The sequence below is a fragment of the Micromonospora sp. NBC_01740 genome (genome assembly GCF_035920365.1).
GTDB lineage: Bacteria > Actinomycetota > Actinomycetes > Mycobacteriales > Micromonosporaceae > Micromonospora > Micromonospora reichwaldensis.
Genome location: NZ_CP109150.1, coordinates 4,964,186 through 4,976,337, shown reverse-complemented (window position 1 = coordinate 4,976,337; position 12,152 = coordinate 4,964,186). Strand labels below are relative to the sequence as shown.

The following is a 12,152-nucleotide window of genomic DNA, read 5'->3' as shown; positions in this document are numbered from 1 at the left end:
ATGATCACCGAGACGTCGCCCCGGGACCGGATCGTCCGGGCCGCCGCCGCACTGCTCGCCGAGGGCGGCCGGGAGGCCGTCTCCACCCGCGCGGTCAGCCGGGCGGCGGGGGTGCAGGCGCCCACCATCTACCGGCAGTTCGGCGACATGCGCGGCCTGCTGGATGCGGCGGCCAGCTACGGGTTCGCCGCGTACCTGCACGCCCAGGCGGCCGGGGACCTCGCCGACGACCCGGTCGACGACCTGCGCCGGGGCTGGGACCTGCACGTCGGCTTCGGCGTGGCCAACCCGGCCTTCCACGCCCTCATGTACGGCGACCCCCGCCCCGGCGAGACCCCGACCGCGGCCCGGGTCGCGGCCGACATCCTGCGCCAGCTCGTGCACCGGGTGGCCGAGGCGGGTCGACTGCGCACGAGCGTCGACCAGGCGACCGAGATGCTGCACGCCACCGCGTGCGGGGTCACCCTCACCCTGATCCGGACGCAGCCGCCAGGGCGCGACCCGGCCCTGTCGACCCGGACCCGGGAGGCGGTACTCGCCGTCCTGGTCACCGACTCCCCCGCCGCCCGGGCGACCTCCCGGGCCGACCGTCCGGTCCGGCACGCGGTGGCGCTGCGCGCCGCCCTCGACACCCTCACCACGGATTTCACCCCCGCCGAACGAACCCTGCTGGCCGAATGGCTAGACCGCATCACCCGCACAACCCCCTGACCACGCCCTCGACGCCCTCGACTGGTCGATCATGCACTTCTGGTGCCGGTTTTGCGGGCATACGCGGCTTGTGCGGGGCACCACGACTGCATGATCGGCGCCAGAAGGGAAGGAGGGAGGAGGGAGGGGAGGGCGGGTGGGAGGGAGGGCTCAGCGGAGGAGGTGGAGGGCGGCGGGGGTGGCCGTGACGGTCAGGGGGAGGGCCAGGGCACGCTCGCCGTCGGCGTACGTGGTGATGCCCTCGGCGCTCAGCTCGACCGTACGGGCGCGGTAGCTGCGCACCAGCGGGTGGGTCACGTGGGTGCCCCGGTAGATGCGCGGCTTGACCCGCATCAGGGTGCGCCGGTGGAACCGGCCGCCCACCACCACGTCGAGCAGGCCGTCGGTCGGGTCCGCGTCCGGGCAGATCCGCATGCCGCCGCCGTAGCTGGCGCAGTTGCCCACCGCCACCAGCACGGCGTCCACCTCGTGCGGCACCCCGTCGAGGCGCAGGGTGTAGCGGCGCGGGCGCAGCCGGGCCAGTTCCACCAGAATCGCCAGGTCGTAGCGGCGCGGGCCGCTCGGCCAGCGCATCCGGTTGGCGCGCTCGTTGACGATCGCGTCGAAGCCGGCCGCGAGCACGGCCCCGTACCACCGGTCCGCACCGTCGGCCCCCGTCATCCGGGCCAGGTCCACCAGGCGGGTGCGGCCGTCGCGCAGCGCCGCCGCGATCACGTCGACGGCGGCGAGCGGGTCGGCCGGGAAGCCGGTGTCGGCGGCGAAGTCGTTACCGGTCCCGGCGGGCACCGGGCCGAACGGGACCCCCGTCCCGGCGACCGCCTGCACCGCGCGGTGCACGGTCCCGTCGCCGCCGACCGCGACCAGGGCCGACGCCCCGTCGCGCACCGCCGCCCGGCAGGCCGCCTCGGCCTCGTCGGCGGTACGCGCGCGCAGCGGGCGTACCGGCCGGCCGGCAGCCGCGAGCCGGTGCAGGACCTGCGGCAGCAGCCCTCGGTGCCGACCCCGGCCAGCGGTCGGGTTGGCCAGCACGGCGACGGGCCCGGCGCCGGCGACGGAGGGGTGATCGTCTGCGGTCACGGCGAGCACCGTACCGCCCGGGGACGGACGGGGGCACCGCCCACCGTGCGGTCGGCGACCCGCCGGCGGAGCACCGCGCACCTCGGGCGCAACTGACTTTTGTCACGGCCGACCCGTGCGGCACGCATTCGTCGTCATGACTGAACGCACTGGAACCGCCATGGCCCGAACGGACAGACTCAGATCCGTCAGCAGGGCGATGACATCGGTCGAACGACGCAGGCACCGACCGAACAGCGGAGGGAGTGGTCAGGGTGGACGAACGCTACGACAGCTACTGCGCCGCCGACCGGCTCTTCTACGACTCCCTCGGCAGCGCGGTCGAGCAGCCCACCTTCGCGGCGGCGAAGCGGCCCGTCCCCGGCGGCTGGCGCTCCGAGCCGCTCGACGACTGGCTGATCTACGCCCCCGAGGGCGGCACGCTGCCCCAGCAGGGCTGGAAGATCCACGTGTCGGCGACGCTCGACAACGCCGAGCGGGTGCTGGACGCCGTCTGGGACTACTGCGTCCCCCGCGGACTGTCCTTCAAGTTCCTGCGGGGCCCGCGCACCCTGCTGCTGCGCAACTCCAAGTACGCCTCCCGGGCGGCCAGCGGCAAGTTCGTCACCGTGTACCCCCGCGACGACGCGGAGCTGGAGCTGGTCTGCAAGGAGCTCGACGAGCTGCTAGCCGGCGAGCCCGGCCCGTACATCCTCAGCGACCTGCGCCACGGCGCCGGCCCGGTGCACGTACGCTACGGCGGCTTCGCCGCGCGCTACTGCCACTCCCCCGACGGCCAGGTGGTCCCGGCGATCGAGGACGACACGGGCACGCTGGTGCCCGACCGCCGCGACCCGGTGTTCCACGTGCCGTCCTGGGTGACGCTGCCCGACTTCCTCGGCCCGCACCTGGCCGCTCGCAACGCCACCAGCACCGACGAGGTGCCGTACCGGATCGAGAAGGTCATCCACTTCTCCAACGGCGGCGGCCTCTACGTCGGCCGGGACGTGCGGACCGACACCCAGCTGGTGCTGAAGGAGGCCCGGCCGCACGCCGGTCTCGACGCCGACGGCGCCGACGCGGTCGCCCGCCTGGCCCGGGAGGCCGACGCGCTGCGCCGGCTGGCCGACCTGCCGCAGGTGCCCCGGGTGCACGACGAGTTCGCCCTCGGCGAGCACCGGTTCCTCGCGCTGGAGTTCATCGAGGGCCGCCCGCTCAACAAGGTCCTGGTCGACCGGTACCCGCTGATCGACGCCGACGCCACGGACGCCGACCGCGCCGCCTACACCCGCTGGGCGCTGGACGTGCACCGGCAGGTCGAGGAGGTCGTCACGGCGATCCACGACCGCGGCCTGGTCTACGGCGACCTGCACCTGTTCAACGTCATGGTCCGCCCGGACGACCGGATCGCGCTCGTCGACTTCGAGGTCGCCGCGCCGATCGACGGCCACCGCCGGCCGGGACTACGCAACCAGGGCTTCGCCGCGCCCCGGGACCGCACGGGTCCCGCCGTCGACCGGTACGCCCTGGCCTGCCTGCGGCTGGCGCTGTTCCTGCCGCTGACCCAGCTCGTCCGGCTCGGGCCGGACAAGGCCGCGCACCTCGCCGACGTGATCGCCGCGCACTTCCCGGTGCCGAGGGATCTCCTCGACGACGCCGTACGGGAGATCACCGGCCCCGCCCCGGCGGACGCCGGAGGGGCACCCGACCTCACCGTCGACGTCGGGCCGGCCCACCGGGACCGGCTCGCCCGGGCGATCCTCGCCAGCGCGACACCCGACCGGGACGACCGGCTCTTCCCCGGCGACATCGAGCAGTTCCGCAGCGGCGGGCTCAACCTCGCCCACGGTGCCGCCGGCGTCCTGTACGCCCTGCACGTCAGCGGCGCCGGACGGTGGCCGGAACACGAAAAGTGGCTGGTGCGCCACGCCACGGCACCCCCCTCCGGCACCCGGTGCGGCTTCTACGACGGCCTGCACGGCGTCGCGTACGCCCTCGATGCGCTCGGCCGCCGGCAGGACGCCCTCGACGTGCTCGACATCTGCCTGCGCCAGCCGCTGGACGGCCTGGACCACAGCCTCTCGGGCGGCCTCGCCGGCATCGCGCTCAACCTGGCCGAGCTGGCCGGACGCACCGGCGAGACGGCCCTGCGCGACGCGGCCTGGCGGGTTGCCGAGCGGGTGGTCGACCAGCTCGCCGACGACCCGGGGCCGGACATCAGCGGCGGGCGCAACCCGTACGCCGGGCTGCTGCGCGGCCGCACCGGGCCGGCGCTGCTGCTGGTGCGGCTGCACGAGCTGACCGGCGACGAGGCCCTGCTGGACCACGCCGCCACTGCCCTGCGCCAGGACCTGCGCCGCTGCGTGGTACGCCCCGACGGCGCGCTGGAGGTCAACGAGGGCTGGCGCACCATGCCCTACCTCGGGCAGGGCAGCGTCGGCATCGGGCTGGTGCTCGACGAGTACCTGCGGCACCGCGCCGACGAGCGGTTCGCCGAGGCCAGCGCCGGCGTACGCCGCGCCGCCCGGTCACCGTTCTACGCGCAGTCCGGCCTCTTCGCCGGACGAGCCGGCATCATCGCCTACCTGGCGGCGTACCCCGACGATCCGGGGCTCTGCCGCGAACGCGACGCCCAGGTGGCCCGGCTGGCCTGGCACGCCCTGCCCTACCGCGACGGCACCGCCTTCCCGGGCGAGCAGCTGCTGCGGCTGTCCATGGACCTCGGCACCGGCACCGCCGGCGTGCTGCTGGCGCTGGCCGCCGCGCGGCCCGACGACCCGGTGCGCCTGCCGTTCCTCGCGCCCCTGGCGGGCGCTCCCGACTCCCTCGCTTCGGCGAGGGCGACCGACCCATCCGATCAACACGGAAGGAGGTGACACGACATGGCGCTTCTGGACCTCCAGGGCCTCGAGATGGCCCCCGCCGACCGCACGGGCGGTGGCAGCCGGGCGAGCCTGCTGCTCTGCGGCGACAGCTCGCTGTCCGTCACGACCTGCAACTGAGCCGGACGCCCTCACGGGCGACATCCAGCGCAGGACCATCCGACCGACCAGCACAGAAGGAGATGATCGACATGGCGCTTCTCGACCTTCAGGGCATGGAGATGGCCCCCGCCGACCGCACCGGCGGTGGCAGCCGCGCGAGCCTGCTGCTCTGCGGCGACAGCTCGCTGTCCGTCACGACCTGCAACTGACCAGGTCATCACGCGAGGCCCTGGGCGGACGCCGTGTCCGCCCAGGGCCGCACGTCTTTCGCGGGAGAAGCCATGGGGACGCCGACCGGCTCCGACCGGCTGCTGCGGCGGGTGGTCCGCGACGGCGGCGGGTGGACGGTCCTGCTCGGCGCGGTCGCGCTCACCGGCGCCGTGGCCGAACTCGCCCTGCCCGCCGCGCTCGGGCTCGCGGTCGACTCCGCCGTCGGCGGCGACGGCGGCGTGCGGTGGCCGGCCGCCGCCTGCGGCCTGATCGCCGTCCTCATGGTCACCGACATCCTCGCCGACGTGGCCAGCGGGTACGGCGCGGCCCGGGCCACGGCACGGCTGCGCCGGCGCCTGCTGCGGCACCTGTTCGCCTGCGACGTACGCACCGTCCGCCGCCACCCGGTGGGCGACCTGGTCGGTCGGCTCGTCGGGCAGGCCGCCGAGGCCGGGCAGGCCGGCACCGCCGTGGTGCTCGGCGTCGTCGCGCTGCTCCCCCCGGTCGGCAGCGTCGTGGCGCTCACCCTGCTCGAACCGCTGCTCGGCGTCACCCTCCTCGGCGGGCTGGCCCTGCTCACGCTGCTCATGCGCGCCTTCGTCACCGACGCCTCCGCCGCCGTCGCCGGCTACCAGCGGGTGCTGGGGAACATCGCCGGGCGCCTGCTGGAGGCCCTCGGCGGCGCCCGCACCATCGCCGCCGCCGCGACCGTCGACCGGGAACGCGACCGGGTGCTCGCGGCCCTGCCGGAACTGCGCGGGTACGGACTGCTCAGCTGGCGGCTGCTGGCCAGGGCGAGCGCCCGCACCGCCGCCGTGGGGCCGCTGCTCCAGGTGGCCGTCGTGGCCGTCGGCGGGTACGCGCTGACCGTCGGCTGGCTCTCGCCCGGCCAACTCGTCGCCGCCGTGCAGTACGCGGCCCTCGGCGCCGGACTGGGCGCGGTGCTGGCCACCCTGAACCGCCTCGTCCGCGCCCGCGCGGCGGCCGGCCGGATCGCCGAGCCGCTGGCCCACCCGGTACGCCCCGACGGCACCGAGCCGCTGCCGCCCGGTCGGGGGGAACTGCGGCTGCGCGGGGTGGGCGTACGCACCGAGGACGGGCGGGTGGTCCTCGACGGGATCGACCTGACCGTCCCGGCGGGCGCCACGGTGGCCGTCGTCGGCCGCTCCGGCGCCGGCAAGTCGACCCTCGCCGCGGTGGCCGGCCGCCTGCACGACCCGGAGACCGGCGAGGTGCTGCTGGACGGGGTGCCGCTGCGCCGGCTCGACCCGTCCGCGCTGCGCCGGGCCGTCGGCCACGCCTTCGACCGGCCCGTGCTGGTCGGCGAGACGGTGCACGACGCGATCGGGCTCGGGCTGCCCGCCGGCTCGGCACGACCGCCCGCCGGAACCGCCCCGGCCACCCCGGCGGTGCTGGCCGCGGCGCGGGCGGCGCAGGTCGCCGACGTCGTCGCCCGGCTGCCCGAGGGCTTCCGCACCCGGTTGACGGACGCGCCGCTCTCCGGCGGCGAGGCGCAGCGCCTCGGGCTGGCCCGCGCGTTCCCCGCCGAGCGGCTGCTCGTCCTCGACGACGCCACGTCCAGCCTGGACACCGCGACCGAACACCGGATCGCCCGGGCGGTGGCGGCCGGCGCCGGCGGGCGTACCCGACTCGTGGTGACCCACCGCGCGACGACGGCGGCGGCGGCCGACCTGGTGGCGTGGCTCGACGGCGGGCGGCTGCGGGCCGTGGCGCCGCACCGGCAGCTCTGGGCCGACCCGGCCTACCGGTCGGTCTTCACGCCCGGCGGAGACGCCTGATGAGCGGCCCCGGCGTACGTCGCAGCACCTGGGCGGCACTGCGGGCCCGCCGGCGGGCCCTGGGCCGGCTGGCTGCCTGGTCGGCGGTGGAGGCCCTGCCGGCGCTGCTGGGCGGGGTGTTCGTGGCCCGCGCCGTCGACCGGGGTTTCCTGGCCGGTGAGTTCGGCACCGGCCTGGCCTGGCTGGCCGGGCTCGCCGCGGCCGTGCTGGTGGGAGCGGCGGCCACCGGGCAGGTGTACCGCAGCCTCGGGGCCGTGGTGGAACCGTTCCGCGACGAGTTGGCCGCCCGGGTGGTGCGGGGGGCCCTGCACGACGCCACCCGGGCCGGCGGCCGGGCGGACAGCGCCACCGTGGCCCGGCTGACCCACCAGGTCGAGGTGGTCCGGGACACCTTCGGCGGGCTGCTGCTGGTGGTCCGCGGGTTCCTGTTCACCGCCGGGGCGGCGCTGCTCGGCCTGCTCGCCCTGGCCCCGCCGCTGGCCGGTGCGGTGGCGGCCCCGCTGGTGGTGGGGCTGGCCGTGTTCGGGGCGTCACTGCCGGCCATGGTGGCGCACCAGCGGGCCCAGGTGACCGCCGGCGAGCGGCTCGGCCGCTCGGCGGCGTCGGCGCTGGCCGGGCACCGCGACGTCGTCGCCTGCGGCGCGCAGGAGCGCGTGGTGTCCGACGTGGACCGGCGGGTCACGGCGCAGGCCGACGCGGAGCGGACGCTGGCCCGGATGGCGGCGCTGCGCAGCCTCAGCCTCGGCGTGGGCGGCTGGCTGCCCGTGGTGGTGCTGGTGCTGGCCGCGCCGTGGCTGGTCCGGCAGGGGCTGAGCGCCGGCGCCGTGCTGGGCGCGCTGGTCTACGTCACCACCGGGCTGCAACCCGCCCTGCACGCGGTCGTGCAGGGCGTCGGTGGCGGCGGCCTGCGCTACGCCGTCACCCTGGGCCGCATCCTGCGCACCAGCCCGCCCCCGGGGCCGGACCTCCCGCCGCCCACCGCCCCGCCGTCCCGCCCCGCCGCCGTCCCGTCGCCCCCGGTCGCCGCCGTCCCGGCCGGTCCTTCACCGGTCGCCGCCGTCCCGGCCGGTCCTTCACCGGCCGCCGCCGGCCCGGCGCCGTGGGCCGCCGCCGTCGGCGACCCGCCGGCGGTCGCGCTTCGGGGGCTGACCTTCCGGTACGGCCCGCACGCCCGCCCCGTCCTGGCGGACCTCACCCTGACGGTGGCGGCGGGCGACCATCTGGCCGTGGTGGGGCCGAGCGGCGCCGGGAAGTCCACCCTGGCCGCGCTGGTCGCAGGGCTGGCGTCACCGGAGTCGGGCACGGTCCACCTGGCCGGCGTACCCGTCGACGGCACACCGCCGGAGGCGCTGGCCCGGCTGCGGGTGCTGGTGCCGCAGGAGGCGTACGTGCGCACCGGTTCCGTCGGCGACAACCTCCGCTACCTGCACGCCGACGCCGACGACGCGACGGTCCTGGCCGCCGTGCGCACCCTCGGCGCCGGTCCCCTGGTGGCCCGCCTCGGTGGCCTGGACGCCGAACTGGACCCCGCCGCCCTCTCCGCCGGGGAGCGTCAGCTCGTCGCGGCGGTCCGGGCCTACCTCGCCACGGCACCGCTGGTGATCCTCGACGAGGCGACGTGTCACCTGGACCCGACCCTGGAGGCGACCGTCGAGCACGCCTTCGCCCGCCGGGGCGGCACCCTGGTGGTCATCGCGCACCGGATCAGCTCGGCGACCCGGGCCCGGCGGGTGCTGGTGTTCGACGGCGACCGGCCGCTCGTCGGCAGCCACGACGACCTGCTGACCCGCTCGACCACCTACCGCGAGCTGGTCGGGCACTGGGAGGACGTGACGCCGCCGGACCGCGTGCCGCTCGGCCGGCCCTGACGGTCCCGGGGCCGGCGCCCGTCGTCAGATCCAGCCGGCCTCGCGGGCGACCCGCACCGCCTCCACCCTCGTGCGCGCGCCCGCCTTGCGGGCGATCCGGCCGAGGTGGTTGCGCACGGTTCCCGGGGCGAGCCCGAGCGCCCGGGCGACCTCCACGACCGGCGCCCCGGCCGCGGTCAGGTCGAGGATCTCCGTCTCCCGCGAGGTGAGCGGGCTGTCCCGGCTCAGTGCCGCCATCACCAGGTCGGCGTCGACCACCGACTCGCGGCGGGCCAGCCGCCGAATGCCGTCCAGCACCCGGTGCGGGGAGACGTCGGCGCCGAGGATCCCGACCGTGCGCCCCGGCACGAAGACCCGGTGCAGGCTGCGCGCCCGGCGACGGTCGGCGAGCACCAGCAACGGGCAGTGCCCCGCCACGCCCGTGTCGCCGATGAGGTCGAGGTCCACGACCGCCACGTCGGGACGCTGCGTCCGGACCGCCGGTGGCAGGGCGTCGCCCCGGTCCAGTTCCGCCACCACGCTGATGTCCGCCTCGGCGGCGAGCACGAGCGACAGGGCGCCACGGACCAGGGCGCCGTCGAGAGCGAGCAGGGTACGGATCACCGTTGACCCTCCGGAGCGTCGTCAGACAGATCACGGACCGTCAGAATTCAAACACGTCCCGCCAGATTCCGCTCGGCGGGCGACCCGCCACCGTCCAGGCCGTATTCGGCGGGCGACCCGCCACCGTCCAGGCCGTATTCGGCGGGCGACCCGCCACCGTCCAGGCCGGACGAGGGGCGGGACGGCGCTGGCACGGCCCGGCCCGGGCGGGCGGGGGCCGGCCCGCTACATCCAGCCGTCGCGGCGGGCGCGCCACACCGCCTCCATCCGGTTGCGGGCACCGGTCTTGCGCATGATCGCCGACAGGTGGTTGCGTACGGTCCCGTGCGCCAGGTAGAGCCGGCGGGCGATCTCCTTCAGCGGCAGGCCCTCCGCGGCCACCCGCAGCACCTCCACCTCCCGGCGCGTCAGCGGGCTCGACGCGGGGCGCAGCGCCGTCACGGCGGCGGCGGCGTCGATGACCTTCCCCCCGGCGGCGAGCTCCCGGACGGCGTCGACGAGCGCCTCCAGGGACGCGTCCTTGCCCACCAGGCCCCGTACGCCGGCGGCCAGCAGGTCCCCGACGATCCGCTGGCTCCACCGGCGGCCCATGGCCAGCACGGCGGTGTCGGGCATCGCCCCGGTGATCTCGGCGACGACCTCGACCGGATGCGGGGCGTCCGGCGCCAGGTCCACCAGCACCACGTCCGGCCGGAGCCGGCGCACCAGGGCGGGCAGCTCCGCCACCCCGGTCACCTCGGCGACGACCTCGATTTCCTCCTCGCTCGACAGTGCCGCGCACAGCGCGGTGCGTAGCAGGCCCATCTCCTCGACAACGACGACGCGGATCAACGGGTAGCTCCGATCTTGGGGGGTGCGGGGGCGGCGGGCGGTCCCGTTGACGGGACTACGCAGGCCGGCCGGACGGAACGACTGGATCATCAAGCGCGACAACGACGACCGACGGTCAGGGGCATCCGGGTGGCCCGACGCGGCGCGGAACGGCCGGAGGGACCGGACGAGCGCGCGGGCGGGCCCGCCGGGACTCAGCCGGGACGGGCACTCACCCCGGGAGACCGGTCACCCGGGGCGGACGGCGCGGGAGGCGGCCCGCCGTCGGCTCCCGCCGGAAGGGCCGGGACGGCGTGGTGCCCGGGCGGCGCCGGGGCGCGGCCGTGCGTGGCGGCCGGGACGGCGGCTCCCCGCCGCACGACGAGCCGGGCGACGGGCACCCTCGGCCGCCGCAGCGGGGAGGCGGCCTCCGGCCCGGGGACGGGTGGACGACCAAACGTCGGGCGACGCACTGGACAGCGACCTCCCTCGTCGGACACGTCGACACATCGTAAAGATCTGCTTACCCGATTGCAGCTCGTGGATGCCTCGTGACGGATTGCCGACTGGGTGCTGACGGCTGACGCGCCGTGCGTTAGAGAGCCCGCCCGTGGTGCCGTACGCACCGGGGCGGCAACGGAACAAGCCCCCCGGTAAAGGAGGGCTTGTGTCCGTTCGTCGTCGGGGACGACCGGCCGGTCAGGTCATGTCGTCGTAGCGGCGCTCGATCGGCGCCGGCGCGGCGACCGGCTCGGGGGCCGTGATCGGCGCGCTGGCGTCCACCCGCTGCCCGGCCTCCACCGGCTCGGGGTCGAACTCCAGCGGCGACACCTCGTCGTCGCCGACGCCCGCGTAGACCTCCTTGCCACGTCCCCTGCGCTTGTCGTTGAGGAACGCCACGCCGACCGCCGCGAAGTAGAGCGCGCAGAGACAGAGCGCCAACGCGGTCATCCCGAACGGGTCGGGGGTCGGCGTGACCACGGCGGAGAACGCGAAGAACACAAAGACCGCGATCCGCCACCAACTGAGCAGCCGCTTCGCGCTGGCGATGCCGACGAAGTTCAGCATCAACACCAGCAGCGGGAACTCGAACGCCACTCCGAACAGCAGGATCAGGTTGGTGACGAACGAGATGTAGCGGGTGACCTCGAGGTTCGTGGCGATGTCGTCGCCGGAGATGTTGAGCAGGAACTCCAGGCCCTTGGTCGTGACGAAGAACGCCAGCAGGGCACCCGCCGCGAACAGCGGCGCGGCTAGCGCGGCGAAGACGTAGGCGTAGCGCCGCTCTTTCCGGTGCAGGCCGGGCGCGATGAACGCCCAGAGCTGGTAGAGCCAGATCGGGGCCGCGATGATCAACCCCACCCAGAGCCCGATCTTCAGGTTGAGCAGGAAGACGTCCGCGACACCGAGCTGCACGAACTTGCACTTGCCGCTAGCGACATCGATCGACGCCGGCAGGTCGCAGTACGGCTTCGAGAGCAGAATCCGGACCGGACCGGCGAGCCAGATGCCGAATCCGAAGCCGACCAGGATCGCCAGGGACGCCTTGAACAGCCGGTTGCGCAGCTCGCGGATGTGCTCGATGAGCGTCATCGAGCCGTCGGCGGCCCGCTCGAAGTTGCTCGGACCGCGCTTCTTGAGGGCGAAGGCCACGGGTCTCGGGCCCTTCGGTCAGTTGTCGCGGACGCGCTGCACCGGGTCGTTGACCGGGGGTGCGTACGGCTGCTGCTGCGGGGCGACGTGCGGCTGCTGCCCGGCGGGCGGCGGCGCGTACGGCTGACCCTGGACGGTCTGCGGCGGGAGCGGCTGGTAGCCGGACTGCGCGTCGGCCTTCTCGGCGAGGTCCCGGTCGTCGTCGTGCAGGCTCTTGGTCTCGGCCTTGATGATCCGCAGCGAACGGCCCAGCGAACGGGCCGCGTCAGGGAGCCGCTTCGCGCCGAAGAGCAGGATCAGCACGACCACGAGTACGGCGATGTGCCACGGCTTGAGGGCACCCATGGGAAGCTCCAGTCGCTCTGTGTCGTCGTGAGGGGTGTACCGCAGCCCATCGTACGTCCGTCGACGGCCGCTGCCACCCCGCCGGGTGGTGGTGGTTCGTCCCGGCCGGTGAA

Annotated in this window: 11 protein-coding genes; 6 read left to right on the top strand and 5 right to left on the bottom strand. The window is 75.6% G+C overall.

Annotation, left to right across the window (positions count from 1 at the left end; translation table 11 throughout):
* Window positions 1-711, top strand: coding sequence for a TetR/AcrR family transcriptional regulator (locus tag OG989_RS22050; RefSeq protein ID WP_327028286.1), 711 nt, complete (start codon window positions 1-3; stop codon window positions 709-711).
* Window positions 712-861: 150 nt separating this feature from the next.
* Here the strand turns inward: OG989_RS22050 and OG989_RS22045 are convergent, their stop codons facing one another.
* Window positions 862-1,797, bottom strand: coding sequence for a diacylglycerol kinase (locus OG989_RS22045; RefSeq protein WP_327028285.1), 936 nt, complete (start codon window positions 1,795-1,797; stop codon window positions 862-864).
* A 245-nt stretch (window positions 1,798-2,042) separates the two neighbouring features.
* Between OG989_RS22045 and lanKC the strand changes: the two genes are divergently transcribed.
* From lanKC to OG989_RS22020, 5 genes are all read left to right on the top strand, one after another.
* A complete protein-coding gene (gene lanKC / locus OG989_RS22040; RefSeq protein WP_327028284.1) occupies window positions 2,043-4,643 on the top strand; it encodes a class III lanthionine synthetase LanKC in 2,601 nt (866 codons plus the stop codon).
* A 6-nt stretch (window positions 4,644-4,649) separates the two neighbouring features.
* A complete protein-coding gene (locus tag OG989_RS22035; RefSeq protein ID WP_013734295.1) occupies window positions 4,650-4,769 on the top strand; it encodes a SapB/AmfS family lanthipeptide in 120 nt (39 codons plus the stop codon).
* Window positions 4,770-4,840: 71 nt separating this feature from the next.
* Complete coding sequence (locus OG989_RS22030; RefSeq protein WP_089003486.1) at window positions 4,841-4,960, top strand: SapB/AmfS family lanthipeptide; 120 nt, start codon at window positions 4,841-4,843, stop codon at window positions 4,958-4,960.
* 72 nt (window positions 4,961-5,032) lie between these two features.
* Complete coding sequence (locus OG989_RS22025) at window positions 5,033-6,760, top strand: ABC transporter ATP-binding protein (protein WP_327028283.1); 1,728 nt, start codon at window positions 5,033-5,035, stop codon at window positions 6,758-6,760.
* On the top strand, window positions 6,760-8,628 hold the full coding sequence (locus tag OG989_RS22020) for an ABC transporter ATP-binding protein (protein ID WP_327028282.1): 1,869 nt from the start codon (window positions 6,760-6,762) through the stop codon (window positions 8,626-8,628). Before OG989_RS22025 ends, OG989_RS22020 begins: the two co-directional genes overlap by 1 nt.
* Before the next feature lie 24 nt (window positions 8,629-8,652).
* Here the strand turns inward: OG989_RS22020 and OG989_RS22015 are convergent, their stop codons facing one another.
* The 4 genes from OG989_RS22015 to tatA form a co-directional block, all read right to left on the bottom strand.
* Entirely contained in the window at window positions 8,653-9,231 is a 579-nt protein-coding gene (locus tag OG989_RS22015; RefSeq protein ID WP_151455839.1) for a response regulator transcription factor, read from the bottom strand.
* A 225-nt stretch (window positions 9,232-9,456) separates the two neighbouring features.
* Window positions 9,457-10,062 carry a response regulator transcription factor gene (locus tag OG989_RS22010; protein WP_225852331.1) on the bottom strand — a complete coding sequence of 202 codons (606 nt, stop codon included), beginning with the start codon at window positions 10,060-10,062 and terminating at the stop codon, window positions 9,457-9,459.
* 678 nt (window positions 10,063-10,740) lie between these two features.
* Window positions 10,741-11,694 (bottom strand): twin-arginine translocase subunit TatC, encoded by a 954-nt coding sequence (gene tatC, locus OG989_RS22005; protein ID WP_327028281.1) that lies wholly within the window; start codon window positions 11,692-11,694, stop codon window positions 10,741-10,743.
* Between the two features lie 18 nt (window positions 11,695-11,712).
* Window positions 11,713-12,039, bottom strand: a complete 327-nt coding sequence (gene tatA, locus OG989_RS22000; RefSeq protein WP_121398247.1) for a Sec-independent protein translocase subunit TatA — start codon at window positions 12,037-12,039, stop codon at window positions 11,713-11,715.
* Window positions 12,040-12,152 lie beyond the last annotated feature (113 nt).

What these genes read in the sequence shown, in the direction of transcription:
- OG989_RS22050 (WP_327028286.1), top strand. Translation starts at nt 1, where the DNA reads ATGATCACCGAGACGTCGCCCCGGGACCGGATCGTCCGGGCCGCCGCC.
- OG989_RS22035 (WP_013734295.1), top strand. Translation starts at nt 4,650, where the DNA reads ATGGCGCTTCTGGACCTCCAGGGCCTCGAGATGGCCCCCGCCGACCGC.
- OG989_RS22030 (WP_089003486.1), top strand. Translation starts at nt 4,841, where the DNA reads ATGGCGCTTCTCGACCTTCAGGGCATGGAGATGGCCCCCGCCGACCGC.
- OG989_RS22025 (WP_327028283.1), top strand. Translation starts at nt 5,033, where the DNA reads ATGGGGACGCCGACCGGCTCCGACCGGCTGCTGCGGCGGGTGGTCCGC.
- OG989_RS22020 (WP_327028282.1), top strand. Translation starts at nt 6,760, where the DNA reads ATGAGCGGCCCCGGCGTACGTCGCAGCACCTGGGCGGCACTGCGGGCC.
- tatA (WP_121398247.1), bottom strand. Translation starts at nt 12,039, where the DNA reads ATGGGTGCCCTCAAGCCGTGGCACATCGCCGTACTCGTGGTCGTGCTG.